The organism is Enterococcus diestrammenae, from assembly GCF_049384045.1.
Lineage (GTDB): Bacteria > Bacillota > Bacilli > Lactobacillales > Enterococcaceae > Enterococcus_C > Enterococcus_C diestrammenae.
In genome coordinates, this window is record NZ_JBMRGR010000002.1 from 185717 (window position 1) to 203778 (window position 18062).

The window sequence follows — 18062 nt, forward strand, 5'->3', positions numbered from 1 at the left end:
CAATGATGCAAGCAAGGTTTAAAGCCTAATAAAAAAACAGGAGTAGGATCAGATGAAAGAACTAAAAGTCACCGCTTTGACCAAAACTTACGGTGAAAAAACCCTTTTTAAGCAGATTTCTTTTTTGATCCACGAAAAAGATCGTATCGGTTTAATAGGTGTAAATGGAACGGGGAAATCCAGTTTGTTAGCCATTTTGGCGGGACAAGATAAAGGCGATGGGGATATCGATGCCCTTTTGAAGCCCAGTGATTACCAAATCGGTTATTTACCTCAAGCAACGAATTTTGATGAAACTTTGACGGTGCTACAAACCATCTTTAATGGCAATGCTCCGATTATTCAAACGGTCCGCCGCTACGAACAAGCTTTAGTCGATTTGGCGAAGGAAGGCGGCAATCCAGCCGTTCAAAAACGCTATACTCAAGCGGAAGAAGCCATGAATGAACAAGACGCGTGGTTAGTGGACACCAATGCTAAAACGATATTGCAAAAATTGGGCATTAGTCAGTTGGATCAAAAAATTGGTGAACTCTCTGGTGGTCAAAAGAAACGGGTCGGGATGGCGCAAGTTTTGATTCAAGAACCGGATTTGCTATTATTAGATGAACCCACCAACCATTTAGATTATCAAGCAATTGAATGGCTAGAAGGCTATTTGCGACAATATCAAGGGGCCCTTTTGATGGTGACGCACGATCGTTATTTTCTTGATCGGGTAACTAACCGGATTTTCGAGCTCTCACATGGCGAATTATTGGAATACACCGGTAATTATGAAGCTTATGTGGTGGCCAAAGCTGAGCGGGAACGCCAGTTAAGTCAACAAGAAGAAAAACGCCAACAGCTTTATAAGCAAGAACTAGCCTGGATGCGGGCGGGGGCGAAAGCGCGAACCACGAAACAACAAGCTCGGATACATCGTTTTGAAGACCTAAAAGAAAATCTGAATCAGGTCAAGACAGATGGCCAAGTAGAAATTGAATTGACGACTAAACGTCTAGGCAAACAAGTCTTAGAACTAAAAAATGCCAGCTATGCGTACAGTAAACAAGTGATTTTACAGGATTTAAATTTGCTGGTACAATCTCGAGAACGTTTAGGGATTACGGGAGAAAATGGTGCCGGTAAATCGACACTTCTCAATATTTTAGCCCAGCGTCTCCCCTTAGATGCGGGTGAGTTAATCGTGGGGGAAACGGTACGGCTGGCTTACTACACCCAAACTAATGAAGAGATGGCCGACGACAAACGCATGATTTCCTATTTGCAGGAAGTGGCGGAAGAAGCCCAGCAAAAAGACGGTTCAAGTATATCTGTGGCGGAGTTATTGGAACGATTTCTTTTCCCTCGGAGTAGCCATGGGACGCTCATCGGCAAACTATCTGGTGGAGAAAAACGGCGCCTGTTTTTGCTGAAGTTGTTGATTGGCCAACCCAATGTTTTGCTATTGGATGAGCCCACCAACGATTTGGATATTGCCACGTTGACTGTTTTGGAAGATTATCTGCAAACTTTCCCTGGAGCGGTGATTACCGTCTCTCATGATCGTTATTTTCTTGATAAGGTTGCTGAAAAACTATTGGTGTTCAAAGGCCAAGGAATTATCGACAGCTACTATGGCTCGATTATGGATTATCTGGCAAAACAAGCAGCACCTACCACAAGTGATAAGCCTATCGAAACAAAAAAATCAGAAGTAAAAGCAGTTTCACCTCAGCCAAAGGAAAAGAAGAAACTTAGTTATTTGGAGCAAAAGGAATGGGAAACAATCGAAGACGAAATTGCTGGATTGGAAGAGAAGCAAGCCGAGTTGACTGAAGCCATGAATCATCAAGGCTCAGATTTTACGAAGTTATCCGAATTGCAAAAACAACTAGCTGACGTGGAAGCGCAGCTAGAGGAGAAGATGGATCGCTGGGAATATTTGAGCGAATTTGCTGATTAAGCTGGAATTATTAATAGTAAAACACAAGGAGTGGCAAAAAATGGAACAAGCATATTTGGATTTGGGAGCAAAACTGTTAGCGGAAGGCCATCAAAAAGGTGACCGGACTGGTACCGGGACGAGAAGTCTGTTTGGATACCAAATGCGTTTTGATTTAAGTGAAGGCTTCCCCTTGTTGACGACTAAGCGCGTACCTTTTGGTTTGATTAAAAGTGAATTGTTGTGGTTTTTAAAAGGTGACACCAATATTCGCTATTTGTTGCAACACAACAATCATATTTGGGACGAGTGGGCCTTTGAACGCTACATTAAGAGCCCGGCCTACCAAGGACCGGACATGACAGACTTTGGGCATCGCTCTTTGGTGGATCCAGTCTTCAATGAAGCGTATCAAGAGGAAAGTCGTAAGTTTTGCGAAAAAATCTTGAATGATTCCGCATTTGCCGAAACTTTTGGTGACTTGGGGCATATCTATGGTGCGCAATGGCGACATTGGGAAACCAAGGAGGGTGGCTTTATTGACCAATTGAAAAATGTGATTGAGATGATCAAAAACACACCTGATTCCCGACGCTTGCTAGTCTCAGCTTGGAATCCCGAAGATGTACCTTCGATGGCCTTGCCACCTTGTCATACGATGTTCCAGTTTTATGTCAATGACAATAAACTGTCTTGCCAGTTGTATCAACGCAGTGGGGATGTCTTCTTGGGAGTTCCTTTTAACATTGCTAGTTATGCGCTGTTAACCCATTTAATTGCCCATGAATGTGGGCTGGATGTCGGGGATTTTGTTCATACTCTAGGAGATGCCCACCTTTACAATAATCATATCCAACAAATGCAAGAGCAACTGCAACGTAGCCCCCGACCATTTCCAAAATTGGTGTTGAATCAAGAGAAAGCATCAGTTTTTGATTTTGAGATGGCTGACATCACGGTCGAAGGCTATGATCCTTATCCAGCCATCAAAGCGCCGATTGCGGTATAAGTCTGGCTGATTTGGATAAATAAAATTGGAGGTGGCGCAAATGTTGATCGCCATATGGGCTCAAGCAGAAAATGGTCTAATTGGAAACCAAGGGAAGTTGCCTTGGCGTTTGCCGGCGGATTTGCAATATTTTAAAGAACAAACGATCGGTCATACCCTAGTGATGGGACGCAAAACCTTTGAAGGGATGGGGGGGCGTCCGTTACCGGGGCGCAAAACGGTGATCCTGACGCGAGATCATGATTATCAAGTGAAACATGAGAATGTTCAGGTATTGCATTCGAAAGCCGAGGTGCTGCAATTGGCCAAAGATAGCGAACAACCGGTCTATATCGCTGGGGGCGCAGAAGTATATCAATTATTTGAGCCTTATTACGATCGGTTACTGAAGACGGTCATCACCGGTGACTTTGCCGGGGATGCTTATTTTCCTAAAATAGATTGTTCACCTTATGAACTGGTATCTGATATTGCCGGGGTTCAAGATGAAAAAAACCAGTATCCTTTCCATTTTGAGACCTGGCAGCGGAAACCTTAGTGAGAAAAAACAGCGGGACCCTCTAATCAAGAGGATTCCCGCTGTTTTGCTTTTAGATATAGGACTGTCACCTTTTTACTGGATGCCTTGAGCCCCTCTGAGTTACGTATAGAGTAAAATCGAAAAGTACATCAGGCCGGCGCCTAACATGACAAAGAGATGCCAAATCACGTGATTGAAAGGAAGTTGCTTGAAACTGTAAACCACAGCTCCTACCGTGTAAGAGATGCCCCCAGCTACCAAAAGCCAAAAACCGACGCTTCCTAAAGAGTGATACAGACTCGGTCCGGCGATTAGACATAGCCAGCCCATAATAATATAAATGATTGTGGAGACTTTGGAGACGGTCTCCTTTTTGTGCAAAGTGATGGATTTGTAGACGATCCCACCGATGGCCATGGCCCATATTGCACCGAACAAGGCCCAACCTAGCCAACCTTTAATACTCAGAAGGCAATAGGGGGTATAACTACCAGCGATTAATAAGAAGATGGAATCATGGTCAAACACTTGGAAGACTTTTTTTGCCTTAGTAAAGATCAGACTATGAAACAAGGTGGAAAATAGAAATAGTAAAATCATCATGGATCCGTACAACGCATAGGAGACGATGTGCATTGGAGAACCCAACTTGGCACCCTTGACTAAGAGTACCACTAGACCTGCAACACTGAGACCACAACCGATCCCGTGAGTGACAGCATTTAAGACTTCATTGACGATTAGGTACTTACGTGAAGGCTGACTGGTTTGCATAAAGGGGACCTCCTTTGTATTAAAAATGATGAAAAAAGACTTTTACTCTGTTATACTTATGTCATTCCATAAGCGTTAATCGTATTCTAACACGAAAACGCCATGTTTTAAAAGAAAGAGTGAATTTAATGACAACTATCAAAATCGTGACGGACTCCTCCTGCACCATGGAACCAGCCGTCCGGGACCGTTTAAATATCCATGTGATGTCATTATCAGTGATGATCGATGGCGTTTTATATCGGGATGATGATTCATTGCCAGGAACCGAGTTTATGGCCATGATGGCTCAAGCCAAAGAACTGCCGAAAACGAGTCAACCACCGATTGGCGAGTTTGTCGAGCTGTATGATGCACTAGGGCAGGATGGGAGTCGCGTGATTTCAATCCATATGACCCAAGGCTTAAGTGGGACGGTTGAAGCGGCCCGCCAAGCTAGCCATCTGACTAAGACGGATGTCACTGTTATTGACAGCGATACCACCGATCAAGGATTGTCGTTTCAAGTCATCCGTGCTGCCGAAATGGCTCAAGCCGGTGAAAGCTATGAAACCATTATGAGTAAGATAGCAGAAATTCGGGACAATACCACGTTGTTTATCGGCGTATCCACGTTGGACAATCTGGTGAAAGGTGGTCGAATTAGTCGGGCTACTGGGATTCTTTCAAATATCTTGAATATGAAAGTCGTCATGAACTTTCAGCATGGGCAACTTTTGCCAGTAGTCAAGGGACGGGGCAATAAAACGTTTATGAAGTGGTTTGCCGAGTTTAAAGATGAGTTGCAGAAGCTACCTAATGTCAAACAAATCGGCATTTCCCATGCAGAAGGGTTGGAACTGACGGAACAGTTTAAAAAAGAATTGGATGCGCTGTTTCCACAGATGACGATTCCACTTTTGCACACGACCCCCATCATCGCAACCCATACTGGTAAGGGAGCCTTCGCGGTGACCTATTACACCGAAAACTAGCTTGATGAAATAGTTGCCATTATCCGAATCCTATCTTTTGTTAGTCGCTTATTGCCCGCTTTTTTGGGGGGAATCATCACTGACAAAGGATAGGATTCGGTTATTTGGGGTGTGGCTGTTTGTTTTTTAGAGTATCTTCAGAAAGTCTGCTGTTTTTTCTTGAAAATCAATAAAATTTCAAAAACGCTTCCCAAAGATAGTCGATCCTTTGGTAAAATAAAGAACAAGTGATGGCCTGATTGAAACAGTCGGAGCTTACCAATGAAATCAGTAAGGAGAGGATTTTGATGCTGAAAATAAGCCGAGGCGGCAACCTGTTACGCTGGGGGATCCAGTTCCTTATTTTGATTGTGGCAACCTTGGTTGTTTATATTGTGATGGATCAGGGGTTTCCGCCAGCCAAACCACTTTTGCAACCAGTAGCTAGCAAGCAAGCTGATAAAGATCGAAAACAGCAACTGCATTATGTAGCCGTGGGCGATTCCTTAACAGAAGGGATTGGCGATCAAACTAAGCGGGGGGGCTTCGTACCCATTGCAGCTGAAGATATCCAGTCTCGTTATCAGCTTCAAACGATTGAGGTGGATAATTTTGGCATTTCCGGCGAACGCAGTGATCAGATTTTGAAACGGGTGAAGCAAGACCAAGAGTTGCGAAACAATTTGCAGGATGCTGATTTTGTCACCATCACGGTGGGGGGCAATGATTTGATGAAAGTCATTCGCAATAGTTTTTTTGAATTAACGATGAAGAAGTTTAATAAGCCACGGGCAAGATACCAAGAGCGGGTGACGGAAATTATTACAGAGATTCGTAGCTTAAACAGCACTGTCCCGATTTACACTCTTGGCATCTACAATCCGTTTTATTTGAATTTTCCCGAAATCACTGATATGCAACAAGTGGTGGATGACTGGAATGAGGCCACTGAAGTCGCTACTCGTCAGTTTCCCAAGTCGTATTTTATTCCAATCAACGACTTGTTGTATCAAGGGTTAGATCAAGAAGTGGGCGTTGCTTCGAATTTGACTAGTTCCGAAGAAGCAAAAACGGTGGGAGAAGATGAGACTGACATCGGCCGCGTGGATAATGATGTCTTATATGATGAAGATAAATTTCATCCCAATAATATCGGCTACCAACTGATGGCCAATGCGGTGCGCGATCAGCTGATAGCAACCCAAAATGAGTGGTTGAAACAAGGAAATGAGGACAGTAACGAATGAATGATGACAAGATGGAACCAACAAAAAAGAATCGTTTTCCCTTTTTCAAAGTAAACCCTTGGAAATGGGCTTTTCTTGCCTTAGTAGTGCTGATTTTGGGAAGTGGGCTTTTTGTTACTACGCGAATTTTTTCGATTAGAGAGCCTCATTATACCCAAAAGACGACCGCCGTTCGGGCGGGGGATCCGGTTTTGACTATCTCCAGTAACAAGGCTCAAGTCAATCAGTTGATTAGTTTCTTTTTAGAAGAGTATTTAAAAGATTCTGAGGTGAAATATGCCTTCGTGTTAGAAAATGAGGCCATGTTGACCGGAGAATTTAAAGTTTTGGGCTTTCCCGTGACTATTTACCTGTATTTTGATCCATATGTGATGGAAGACGGCAATGTCCAATTGCGGGTGAAGAGTTTGTCTGTGGGTACTTTGGATTTACCTTTAAAAGAAGTACTGAAATTGGTCAAGCGTAGTTTCAAGTTCCCTGAATGGATTGAAATGGATACTGAGGCGGAGACGATGCTATTGCGATTGGATCAATTTCAATTGGAAAATGGCATGTTTATTAAAGCCAACCGCATCAATTTATTGGACGATGAGATCCAATTTAGTTTATATTTGCCAAAGGAGGACAAGAAAAGTCAATCCACTACAACCTCTAGCACCGACTAACAATTGGGCAAGACGTTGAGATACTTAATAAAGAATCGAGGAACTCAAATGGAACGAATGATTTTTGCCGGCGGTTGTTTTTGGTGTATGGTCCAACCGTTTGATCAACAGCCTGGAGTTTATTCCGTGCTTTCTGGCTATACCGGGGGCCACACGGAAAATCCAACCTACGAGGAAGTTTGCAGTCATACCACTGGTCATACAGAAGCCGTGGAGATTATTTTCGACCCAGCGGTTTTATCCTATGAAGAATTACTTAACATTTATTGGCAGCAAACCGATCCCACCGATGCCTTTGGTCAGTTTCAAGACCGTGGGGACAATTATCGGCCGGTTATTTATTACGAAAATGAAGCCCAACGACAAGCTGCGGAGGCGAGTAAGGCGCAATTGGCAGCGAGTGGCCGTTTTAGCCAACCCATCGTGACAACGATTGAGCCGGCGCAAACTTTTTATCCGGCGGAAGAGTATCATCAAGACTATTATCGCAAACATCCGGAAAACTATGCTCGCAACCATGCACGGCGAGAGCAGTTTATGAACGAGCATTGGGGGGAGCACTAATGCGTCGTAGTTTTTACCACTATTTGATGGCAGTCAAAGGTCCGAGTCATACGGATGAAGAACAAATTTTTGCTACTCATGCCAGCCATGATATTCAGTTTCCCAAGCACAGTGAAGACTACCACGAAATTTCCTCTTATTTAGAGATGGAAACCGATTATTTGCCTTCGATGGATATCTTTGATCGAATTTGGGATAAATATTTGGAAAACAACCGCTAACTAAAAGCGTGCAACCGCTGCTCTGATTGATGGAGGCAGTCCTTCCCAGTCAGTCCCAGAAGGAATTGCTACTTTTACTTTTTAGTGGAACATGGTACTATTTTCAGAGGCAAGGAGGGCTTAGATTGAAGAAAAAAATTACTCTGCCACTTTATCTGCTTTCCGTCGTGGGAGCAGCCATTATTTTTGGTGCAGGGGGCTTTTTCTTAGCAAAAGACGGCCCCAAAACCTTTATGGATTTTGCTGATAAAAATTCAGCAATTACCACTAATGACACTGAGTTAGATCAAGTATATCAACTCTACAATACGATTAACCAAAACTATTATAAAAAAGTCGATCGGGACAAATTGATCCAAGGGGCTATGAAAGGCATGACTGAGGCGTTAGGGGATCCTTATTCAACATTTTTGGATAAGGCGGGAGCCAGTGCTTTAAGCGAGTCTTTGTCGGATTCTTTTGAAGGTATCGGTGCCACTTTGAGCTTAGTTGATAAAGAGCCAGTCATTGCTCAGACACCTATTAAAGGGACCCCTGCGCAAAAAGCGGGCTTAAAAGCGGAGGACGTCATCACCAAAGTTGCCGGAAAAGCCACTAAAGGCCAAGAGTTGAGTGAAGTGGTGTCGCAGATTCGTGGTGAAAAAGGAACCAAGGTGGATTTAACGATCAAGCGGGGCAATGACACTTTTGAGGTAGCTGTCACCCGGGATCGTATTCCAATCGAAACGGTTCATGGAGAACTAGATGCTAAAGAAAAAACAGTGGGGTACGTCCAAATCACTACTTTTGGCGAAGGGACTACAAAAGAGCTGCAACGAACCATCGAAAACTTACGAGAAGAAGGAGCTCAGTCATTTGTCTTTGACGTCCGCCAAAATCCTGGTGGTTTATTGGAACGGGTGGAAGAGATCGCCAGTATGTTTCTAAAAAATGGTGACACGATTGTTAAATTTGAAGACAATCAAGGAAATAAAAGTGAAACAGTGGCTAATAAGGAGTTAGACGGCGGCTTCAAAATTAGTGAACCGGCTGTCGTACTAGTGGATGGCAATTCAGCTTCAGCAGCGGAAATTTTTGCAGCAGCATTAAATGAAGCAGCGGACATCCCCATCGTTGGAACGCAAACTTTTGGTAAAGGCACCATGCAACAAGTTGCCGAGCTAAATACTGAGAGCGAATTGAAGTTGACCGTGGCCAAATGGCTAACCCCTAGCGGAAAATGGATCAATGAAAAAGGCTTGACCCCTACCATCAAGGCGGATTATCCCAGCTATGCTTATTTGCCACCCCTTTCTCGTAGTGAAGAATACCGTCTAGGAGATAGTGGTACTGAAGTTGATTATTTGAATCAGTTTTTAAAAGCACTTGGCTATGAAACCAGGGACGATCAATTTAATGAGACCACTGAGAAAGCTGTGAAAGATTTTCAGAAAAAGCATAAACTCAAAGAAACTGGGAAAGTCACTGGCGAGACAGCTGATGCGATCGAAAGCGAGTTAGCTAAAGCTTTGCAAGGACAAGACTTTGCCTATCAAGCCGCACTCAAAGAAATAACGGCTAATAAACAGAAGTAATTCCTTAGCCAAAAAATGATTCATCAAAAAAGGAGGAGCCCCATGACAAAAAAAGAAGCCTTGGATTTGTTTTGGCTGTCGATTAAGTATTTGATTATCGCTGCCGCCATCGCCATGCTTGTCAGGGGCTTTCTATTGATTCCCGTCCCAGTAGTGGGCAATTCGATGGAAGGCACGCTGTCGCAAAATGACATGGTAGTGATGGAGCGGATTTCCCAGGTGGAACGTTTTGATGTTGTGGTTTTTCGTTTGGCTAGTGGTACAACGTATATTAAGCGGGTAGTGGGGATGCCAGGTGACAGCCTTCGCTATCAAGATGACCAGCTTTATATCAATGATCAGCCAGTGGCCGAACCTTTTTTGGCAGATGAAAAAAAGACCCAGTCAGAAAATAGTTTTACCAATGATTTTACCCTGGAAGACTTAACTGGCGAGATGCAATTAGCATCAGATAGCTATTTTGTGATGGGGGACAATCGTCGCAATTCCAAGGATAGTCGCTCATTTGGCGCAATTTCGGCTGCGGATATTATAGGCAAAGCTCGTTTTGTCTATTACCCGCTGAAACACTGGCACATCATTTGAAACAATGAAACTTGATTGATGTTCATGACAGAGGGCTTCCACCAGAAGCCCTCTTGTTTTGAGGTGAACTAGTCCAACAACAGCCGCCGTATGACAGTGGGTGGCGGAGGTTAGAAAAAGGAGTGATAATATGACAATTCAATGGTTTCCCGGACATATGGCCAAGGCCAAACGGGAAGTAAGTGAAAAACTAAAATTTGTGGATATTGTGTTTGAACTGGTGGATGCCCGTCTGCCCCTGTCTTCTCGAAATCCATTATTGGACCAAATTTTGCAACAGAAGCCCCGCTTAGTGATTTTGAATAAGGCTGATTTAGCTGATCCTCAGCAAACTCGCTTGTGGCAGGGCTATTTTGAAAGTTTAGGATTTGCGGCGGTGACGGTCAATGCTCATGATAGTAGCGCCACGAAGCGAGTCATTCAAGCAGCCAAACTGGCTTTAAAAGAAAAAATTGCTCGGGATAAAGCCCGCGGGTTAAAACCTCGCAGTATTCGAGCGATGGTGGTAGGGATTCCAAATGTTGGCAAGTCCACCTTGATGAATCGTTTGGTGGGGAAAAAAATTGCCCAAACTGGGAATAAACCGGGTGTGACTAAAGGCCAACAGTGGTTGCGTTCAGGTACGGACTTGGAATTGTTGGATACGCCAGGGATTTTATGGCCCAAATTTGAAGATCCCGATGTGGGGAAAAAACTCGCTTTAACCGGGGCAATCAAAGATCAATTGTTGCATCTGGACGATATTGCAATCTTTGGCTTAGATTTTTTTGCTCGTTATTATCCGGGACGAATCAGCCAACGCTATCGTTTGACAGAGGCGGAAGAAGCCTTGCCAGCTGCAGAAATGCTGATGTTGATTACAGAAAAACGCGGCTATAAAGATGATTATGAGCGAGGGAGCGAGCTGGTTGTGGTGGAAGTCCGACAAAATAAACTAGGGAGCTTCACTTTGGACCGCTATGAGGAAATGGGAGTTGGATCTGGTGAAACAAGAGTCGATAAGTGAAGTCAAAGAAAAATTAGCTACCCTTCAAGATGTGACGGATCCTTATGTGGCGGTCTTACGCCTGGATGAACGGGCAGGTATCCAAAAGTTACTGGCAAGTTTTGATAAGCGTTGTGCCAAAATAGAAGCTTTAAAAGAGAAATACCAAGCCATGCTACGTTTTGAAACGCCACTGTTGGCGCAGGGGCATCGATTTATCGCCGGTATTGATGAAGTGGGACGAGGACCGTTGGCAGGACCGGTAGTAGCTTGTGCGGTGATTTTATCCCCAGAAAATCCCGTCTATGGCCTGGATGATTCCAAAAAATTATCCGCCAAAAAACGGGGAGAATTATTTCTGGAGATTCGAGACAAAGCAGTCGCTATTGGGATTGGTGTGGTAAACCACGATGAAATCGATCGTCTGAACATTTATCAAGCCAGTCGGCAAGCGATGCTGATGGCGGTAAATGATTTGGCTGTGCCACCGAGCTATCTGCTTTTGGATGCCATGCTGATTGATTCCCCCTTGCCGCAAGAAAAAATCATCAAAGGGGATGCGCAGTCGGTCTCCATTGCTGCTGCAAGTATTGTAGCTAAAGAAATGCGAGATGATTTAATGCGGGAATGTCATCAATTGTATCCTCACTATGGCTTTGATAAAAATGCTGGATATGGCACGAAGGAGCATTTAGCAGGCTTAGAAAAATATGGTCCTTGTGAAATTCATCGACGCAGCTTTCGGCCGGTTAGTGAATATTTTAAATAAAACATCGAAAACACCTGCTTTTTGCGCATCTTCTGATAGAAGACTAGAAAGCAGGTGTTTTTATGTCACGGGAAGTGCTCTTGGTAAAATTAGCTTTGTGTCAAGGAATGGGAATTGAAAAAAAGTGGCGCCTTTTGCAGTATGCCCAACACTATCAGCGGTCTGATTTATCCTTTCAGGAAATCTTGCGGGTGCTGGGTTATAATCGTTTTTCGGAAACCCTCCGACAAAATTGGCAAAGCCTTACCCCAGATGAAATCAATCAACGGATGCTAGGGCAAAAATACCTTTCCTATGATTCCCCGTTGTATCCTACCAATTTAAAGGAGATTGCTTATCCCCCCTTGGTGCTTTTTTATGAAGGGCGGAAAGAATTGTTGCAAAAGCGTTTGGTCGCCTTTGTGGGTGCCAGAGATGCCACTGCTTATGGGAAACGCGTGATTGATTTTCTGGTCCCCGAAGTGGTGCGGGCAAATTATGTAGTAGTGTCTGGACTAGCAAAGGGCATTGATAGTTGCGCACATGAAGCGACGATAGCTTGTGGTGGCTATACCATCGGAGTATTGGGGACTGGCGTCGATCTTTGCTATCCCAGTCAAAGTCGCCCTATCTATCAAAAGATGAAAAAGGATCATTTGCTAATCAGTGAGTATCCGCGAGGGACAACGCCACAAAAACATCATTTTCCGATGCGTAATCGAATTATCGCCGGCTTGTCGCAAGGCCTGTGCGTCATCGAAGCCAAATCCCGTAGTGGTTCTTTGATCACTGCCCAACAAGCACTAGAAGATGGCCGAGAAGTTTTTGCCGTACCAGGAGACGTACTAACGGGTCATTCTGCCGGGTGTCATGATCTGATACAAGATGGTGCCAAATGTGTCCACAGCCCGGAGGATATCTTAAGTGAGTTGCCACAGTTTTAAGAATTTTAGGACCCTTCCTTGACAAACCTTTTGGGAATCGCTATAGTTGACTACGATTTGTAAGACCTTGATTCGTGACAATAATATAGTAGAAATAGGAAGGAGCCATTTTATTTTATGGCATATAAATACCTCGTCATTGTGGAATCTCCTGCAAAAGCGAAAACCATCGAAAAATATTTGGGACGAAATTACAAAGTAGTGGCCAGTGTGGGTCATATCCGCGATTTGCCAAAAAGTAAGATGGGGATTGATGTTGAAAATAACTATGAACCCCATTATATCTCGATTCGTGGCAAAGGAGACGTCATCAAAGGTCTTCGAAGTGCAGCGAAAAAAGCCGAAAAAGTTTACCTCGCAAGTGACCCGGACCGAGAAGGGGAAGCCATTGCTTGGCATTTGGCTTACCTACTAAATTTAGATTTAAAAGATAAAAATCGTGTCGTTTTCAATGAAATTACAAAAGATGCAGTGAAGGCTGCGTTTAAAGAACCTCGGGCCATCGATGTGGACCTAGTAGATGCCCAACAAGCACGGCGGGCCTTGGATCGTTTGGTGGGGTATTCCATCAGTCCGATTTTGTGGCGCAAAGTCAAAAAAGGCTTAAGTGCGGGTCGGGTACAATCCATCGCAGTTAAGATGATTGTCGATCGAGAAAAAGAAATTCGTTCCTTTGTGCCAGAAGAGTATTGGAGTATCGATGGCAATTTCAAAAAGCAGACGAAGAAGTTCAAGGCCAATTTTTGGGGCTTGGATGGCAAGAAGAAAAAACTGCCTAATGCGGAAAGCATCAAAGAGATTACTGATCGTTTGACTAGTAAAGACTATCAAGTGACGAAAGTCGAGAAAAAAGAGCGGAAACGTAATCCAGCAGCACCTTTTACCACTTCTAGTTTGCAACAAGAAGCCGCGCGCAAACTCAATTTTCGAACGCGTAAAACCATGATGGTCGCCCAACAGCTATACGAAGGGATTCCTCTTGGCAAACAGGGGACGGTCGGTTTGATTACTTATATGCGGACGGACTCCAAGCGGATTGCCGATTCCGCTAAAGCCGAAGCCGCTGATTTTATCAATGAAACCTATGGGAAAGAATACACTGCCCATAGCAAAGCCAAAGTCAAAAATGCCCAAGGAGCCCAAGACGCCCATGAAGCGGTTCGACCATCTAGCGTGTTGCGGACACCAGATGCCATCTCCCAGTATTTGGACAAAGACCAACTAAAACTCTATACCTTGATTTGGTCACGCTTTGTCGCAAGTCAGATGACCCCAGCAATTTTGGATACCATGAAAGTGACTTTGGAGCAAAACGGCGTCACTTTTATCGCCAATGGTTCAAAGATTAAATTCAAAGGCTTTATGTCCGTCTATATTGAAGGTACCGATGACGGTAAGGAAGAAAAAGAAAACATCTTGCCTGAGTTAGTGGTCGGAGATGTGGTGCAATCCGTTAGCATTGAACCAAAACAACATTTTACCCAACCACCGGCACGTTATAGTGAAGCGACGTTGATTCGGACTTTGGAAGAAAAAGGCGTGGGGCGACCATCGACTTACGCACCAACCTTGGAAACCATTCAACGGCGGTACTACGTAAAATTGCAACAAAAACGTTTTGAACCGACAGAATTGGGAGAAATCGTCAATACGTTGATTGAAGAGTATTTTACCCAAATCGTGGATGTCAACTTCACTGCCCAGATGGAAAATGATTTGGATAAAGTAGAAGAGGGCAAAGAAGAATGGGTAAAAGTGGTGGACCGTTTTTATCGACCATTTGAAAAAGAACTTAAAGAAGCAGAAGAAAAAATCGAAAAAGTCCAAATTAAAGATGAACCAGCCGGTTTTGACTGTGAACTCTGCGGCCATCCAATGGTGATTAAATTAGGCCGTTTTGGTAAGTTTTACGCTTGTAGCAATTTTCCCGACTGTCGCAATACCAAACCGATTGTGAAAGAAATCGGCGTGGAGTGTCCGGTTTGTCATAAAGGCCAAGTGATCGAACGGAAATCCAAGAAGAACCGACTCTTTTACGGTTGCTCCCGCTATCCCGACTGTGATTTTACTTCTTGGGATAAACCAGTGGGGCGGTCTTGTCCGAAATGCGGCCAATATTTGGTAGAAAAGAAAGTCAAAGGCAGCAAGCAAGTGGTCTGTGTCAATGGGGACTACGAAGAACCTGTTCAAAAATAATATGATACTAGAGTCAAGAATAACTTTACCCAACTTTTGAAACAGAAAATTTGATGACTCATACACTTTTATTTATGATAACGAGTGTATGAGTTTTTCCATGAAAAAAATGCAAATGTTTGAGAAAAAGAAAAGAGGACAGCTATGACACAAACAGTCAATGTTATCGGTGCTGGTTTGGCGGGCTCAGAAGCCGCTTGGCAAATCGCTCAAGCGGGAGTGCCGGTTCGTTTATATGAAATGCGCCCTGTGAAATCGACGGAAGCTCACCATACGGAAAACTTTGCCGAATTGGTTTGCTCAAATTCCCTTCGAGGCAATAGTCTTGCCAATGCTGTAGGGGTCTTAAAAGAAGAAATGCGGCGGTTGGATTCGGTGGTAATCACTTCTGCTGATGAAACTGCTGTACCTGCGGGAGGTGCTTTAGCAGTCGATCGGGATCGTTTTTCGGCTTTAATCACGGAAAAGGTCAAGAATCATCCTTTGGTAACAGTGATTCATGAAGAAGTCACCCAACTACCAGAGGGGATTACCGTGGTGGCATCGGGTCCATTAACCAGTGAACCGCTAGCCCAAGCAATCCAGGCGTTTAATGGGTCAGAAGGCTTTTACTTTTACGATGCCGCTGCACCAATCATCGAAAAAAGTTCCATCGACATGGACAAGGTCTATTTAAAATCGCGTTATGACAAAGGTGAAGCGGCTTATCTCAATTGTCCTATGACTAAAGAAGAGTTTACGGCTTTTCGTGAAGCCTTGGTGACGGCGGAAGTCGCCCCCCTCAAAGAATTTGAAAAAGAAAAATACTTTGAAGGATGTATGCCGATTGAAGTGATGGCTGGTCGTGGTGAAAAAACGATGCTCTTTGGTCCGATGAAACCAGTGGGCTTGGAAGATCCCAAGACGGGAAAACGTCCTTATGCCGTTATCCAATTGCGCCAAGACAATGCTGCTGCTTCTTTGTATAACATCGTTGGCTTTCAAACTCATCTTAAGTGGGGGGAGCAAAAACGGGTTTTCCAAATGATTCCAGGCCTAGAGCAGGCTGAATTTGTCCGGTATGGCGTGATGCACCGCAATAGCTTTATGAATTCTCCTGAACTGTTGACCCAAACTTATGGGACGAAAAAACGCCCAGACCTATTTTTCGCTGGTCAGATGACCGGGGTCGAAGGTTATGTGGAAAGTGCTGCTAGTGGCTTAGTGGCTGGTCTAAACGCGGCAAAACTAGCATTAGGAGCAGCGCCAGTCGTCTTTCCTACTGAGACGGTTATCGGCAGTATGGCCTATTACATTACCCATGCAGAAGGCAAGCATTTCCAACCGATGAATGCCAACTTCGGCTTGTTACCCGATTTACCGGAACGCATTAAAGACAAAAAACTCCGCTACCAAACCTTAGCGGAACGGGCGTTGAATGCTCTGGAAACGACAATCCGTTAATTAAAAAAGAGCTGCGGTAGCAAACCTATCGCAGTTTTTCTACGCAAAAAAATGTCATCAATTGTAGTAATTGTGAACGAACTTTGAAATATTACCAAAAGTCTGACAATTAAATTGTATTTTTGATTTTGTTATGCTACAGTTATTGCGGGCTAAAAATGAGAGGGGCGTCCAAGATGGGTTGGCCTAGTGAATTTTATCGGTATCTGGAGGTTGAAAGGGGTTACTCAGAAAAGACAGTAGCTGCTTATCGAGGAGATTTCAGCGTTTTCCAAACGTTCTTGAATGATTCAGGAAACGGTAATTACTTAGAATTGGATCACCGGGATGTTCGGGTGTATTTGGCGTATTTAAACGAACAAGGCTATAGTCGTAATACCATTAGTCGTAAAATCGCCAGTCTCCGTGCCTTTTACCAGTTTTTGTTGCGGGAAGAGGTTATTGCAGAAAATCCTTTTACTTATGTTCATTTAAAAAAGAAAAACCAAAAATTGCCCCGTTTCTTTTATGAAAAAGAAGTGGCGGCCTTGTTTGAGGCGGTTGCTGGTGAGGAACCTCTCCAGCAACGCAATCGCGGACTATTGGAAATCTTGTATGGTTCGGGTTTGCGGGTCAGCGAGTGTGCCAACCTCAAACTAGGGGATATTGACTGGTCTGGCGGTGTTTTGCTGGTTTTAGGGAAAGGAAACAAAGAGCGTTATGTGCCTTTTAGTGAGCATGCCCGTGGCGCCTTACAGGAGTATCTTGCTGAAGGCCGACAGACGTTAATGGCCAAAAAAAAGCAGACCCACAGTTTTATCTTTGTTAATAATCAAGGGAATCCCTTGACCTCACGAGGAATCCGGTATATTTTAGACCAGGTGATTAAAAAGAGTAGTCTGGATAGCCAGATTCACCCCCACATGTTGCGGCATACCTTTGCCACACATTTACTCAATAATGGGGCGGATATGCGGACGGTCCAGGAACTTTTGGGGCATGTAAATTTGTCCTCGACCCAAATTTATGCCCATGTAACCAAAGAGAGTCTCCAAAAGAACTACCGTCATTTCCATCCCCGGGCTTGAACATCCCTTTGCGCTGTTTTTTGAGTGAGTGCTTAGAGGAGAGAATGTTCAGAATCTTAATTTTATTTTTAACTATCTGGAGGTTTATTTATGAAATCACAATTTCATTCTACGACCATTTGTGCTGTAGAAAAAGATGGCAAATTTGCCATGGCTGGTGACGGTCAGGTCACGATGGGTGAACAAGTCGTGATGAAAGGAACCGCCCGTAAAGTTCGTCGGATTTACAATGGCGAAGTGGTGGTAGGCTTTGCCGGTAGTGTGGCAGATGCCTTCACTTTAGAAGAAAAATTCGAAGGTAAACTAAACGAATACAATGGCAATTTGCAACGAGCTGCTGTGGAGTTGGCACAAGAATGGCGTACCCAACAATCCATGCAAAAACTGGAAGCGATGCTGATTGTGATGAACGATAAAGAAATGTTGCTTGTTTCTGGTACCGGTGAAGTGATTATCCCTGATGATGGTATTTTGGCAATCGGGTCTGGTGGGAACTATGCATTAGCAGCAGCTCGCTCGATGAAACAATACGGTGGCGAGTTAACGGCACGCCAAATTGCTGAAAATGCCTTGAATATTGCAGCAGATATTTGTATTTTTACCAATCACAACATCATCGTTGAAGAAATGTAAGAGGGAT

18 protein-coding genes are annotated in these 18062 nt (G+C 44.0%); 17 read left to right on the plus strand and 1 reads right to left on the minus strand.

Translation table 11 applies throughout. The features are described 5' to 3' along the window. Nucleotides 1-52 precede the first annotated feature (52 nt). The 3 genes from ACO03U_RS02395 to ACO03U_RS02405 are packed head-to-tail and all read left to right on the plus strand — an operon-like array spanning nt 53 to nt 3474. A complete protein-coding gene (locus ACO03U_RS02395; protein WP_204685191.1) occupies nt 53-1948 on the plus strand; it encodes an ABC-F family ATP-binding cassette domain-containing protein in 1896 nt (631 codons plus the stop codon). A gap of 40 nt (nt 1949-1988) precedes the next feature. Further along, the gene (locus tag ACO03U_RS02400) at nt 1989-2936 is read left to right on the plus strand and encodes a thymidylate synthase (RefSeq protein ID WP_161868477.1); all 948 of its coding nucleotides are present in this window, start codon (nt 1989-1991) and stop codon (nt 2934-2936) included. Between the two features lie 40 nt (nt 2937-2976). Then, nucleotides 2977-3474 carry a dihydrofolate reductase gene (locus ACO03U_RS02405; RefSeq protein ID WP_204685192.1) on the plus strand — a complete coding sequence of 166 codons (498 nt, stop codon included), beginning with the start codon at nt 2977-2979 and terminating at the stop codon, nt 3472-3474. 102 nt (nt 3475-3576) lie between these two features. Here the strand turns inward: ACO03U_RS02405 and trhA are convergent, their stop codons facing one another. Continuing rightward, nucleotides 3577-4230, minus strand: coding sequence for a PAQR family membrane homeostasis protein TrhA (gene trhA, locus ACO03U_RS02410; protein ID WP_161868479.1), 654 nt, complete (start codon nt 4228-4230; stop codon nt 3577-3579). 128 nt (nt 4231-4358) lie between these two features. Here trhA and ACO03U_RS02415 point away from each other — a divergent pair, with 128 nt between their 5' ends. The 14 genes from ACO03U_RS02415 to hslV all read left to right on the plus strand — a co-directional run bounded on the left by ACO03U_RS02415 (nt 4359) and on the right by hslV (nt 18055). Continuing rightward, the gene (locus ACO03U_RS02415; protein ID WP_204685193.1) at nt 4359-5204 is read left to right on the plus strand and encodes a DegV family protein; all 846 of its coding nucleotides are present in this window, start codon (nt 4359-4361) and stop codon (nt 5202-5204) included. 287 nt (nt 5205-5491) lie between these two features. Then, complete coding sequence (locus tag ACO03U_RS02420) at nt 5492-6430, plus strand: SGNH/GDSL hydrolase family protein (RefSeq protein WP_204685195.1); 939 nt, start codon at nt 5492-5494, stop codon at nt 6428-6430. Continuing rightward, the gene (locus ACO03U_RS02425) at nt 6427-7095 is read left to right on the plus strand and encodes a YpmS family protein (protein ID WP_204685197.1); all 669 of its coding nucleotides are present in this window, start codon (nt 6427-6429) and stop codon (nt 7093-7095) included. Before ACO03U_RS02420 ends, ACO03U_RS02425 begins: the two co-directional genes overlap by 4 nt. A gap of 48 nt (nt 7096-7143) precedes the next feature. Further along, nucleotides 7144-7659 carry a peptide-methionine (S)-S-oxide reductase MsrA gene (gene msrA / locus ACO03U_RS02430; RefSeq protein WP_161868483.1) on the plus strand — a complete coding sequence of 172 codons (516 nt, stop codon included), beginning with the start codon at nt 7144-7146 and terminating at the stop codon, nt 7657-7659. Then, entirely contained in the window at nt 7659-7880 is a 222-nt protein-coding gene (locus ACO03U_RS02435) for a YozE family protein (protein WP_161868484.1), read from the plus strand. The genes msrA and ACO03U_RS02435 overlap by 1 nt, the downstream gene beginning before the upstream one ends. Before the next feature lie 125 nt (nt 7881-8005). Further along, the gene (locus ACO03U_RS02440; RefSeq protein ID WP_423104386.1) at nt 8006-9454 is read left to right on the plus strand and encodes a S41 family peptidase; all 1449 of its coding nucleotides are present in this window, start codon (nt 8006-8008) and stop codon (nt 9452-9454) included. 42 nt (nt 9455-9496) lie between these two features. Beyond that, nucleotides 9497-10039, plus strand: a complete 543-nt coding sequence (lepB, locus tag ACO03U_RS02445) for a signal peptidase I (RefSeq protein WP_204685200.1) — start codon at nt 9497-9499, stop codon at nt 10037-10039. A 130-nt stretch (nt 10040-10169) separates the two neighbouring features. Beyond that, on the plus strand, nt 10170-11045 hold the full coding sequence (gene ylqF, locus ACO03U_RS02450; protein ID WP_204685202.1) for a ribosome biogenesis GTPase YlqF: 876 nt from the start codon (nt 10170-10172) through the stop codon (nt 11043-11045). Beyond that, a complete protein-coding gene (locus ACO03U_RS02455; protein WP_204685204.1) occupies nt 10999-11793 on the plus strand; it encodes a ribonuclease HII in 795 nt (264 codons plus the stop codon). The genes ylqF and ACO03U_RS02455 overlap by 47 nt, the downstream gene beginning before the upstream one ends. A 62-nt stretch (nt 11794-11855) precedes the next feature. After that, nucleotides 11856-12716, plus strand: a complete 861-nt coding sequence (gene dprA / locus ACO03U_RS02460; RefSeq protein ID WP_204685206.1) for a DNA-processing protein DprA — start codon at nt 11856-11858, stop codon at nt 12714-12716. Nucleotides 12717-12833: 117 nt separating this feature from the next. After that, nucleotides 12834-14912, plus strand: coding sequence for a type I DNA topoisomerase (topA, locus tag ACO03U_RS02465; protein ID WP_161868490.1), 2079 nt, complete (start codon nt 12834-12836; stop codon nt 14910-14912). A gap of 144 nt (nt 14913-15056) precedes the next feature. Further along, complete coding sequence (gene trmFO / locus ACO03U_RS02470) at nt 15057-16355, plus strand: FADH(2)-oxidizing methylenetetrahydrofolate--tRNA-(uracil(54)-C(5))-methyltransferase TrmFO (protein ID WP_161868491.1); 1299 nt, start codon at nt 15057-15059, stop codon at nt 16353-16355. A 176-nt stretch (nt 16356-16531) separates the two neighbouring features. Next, entirely contained in the window at nt 16532-17422 is an 891-nt protein-coding gene (gene xerC / locus ACO03U_RS02475; protein ID WP_204685208.1) for a tyrosine recombinase XerC, read from the plus strand. Nucleotides 17423-17512: 90 nt separating this feature from the next. After that, the gene (gene hslV / locus ACO03U_RS02480; protein ID WP_204685210.1) at nt 17513-18055 is read left to right on the plus strand and encodes an ATP-dependent protease subunit HslV; all 543 of its coding nucleotides are present in this window, start codon (nt 17513-17515) and stop codon (nt 18053-18055) included. Nucleotides 18056-18062 lie beyond the last annotated feature (7 nt).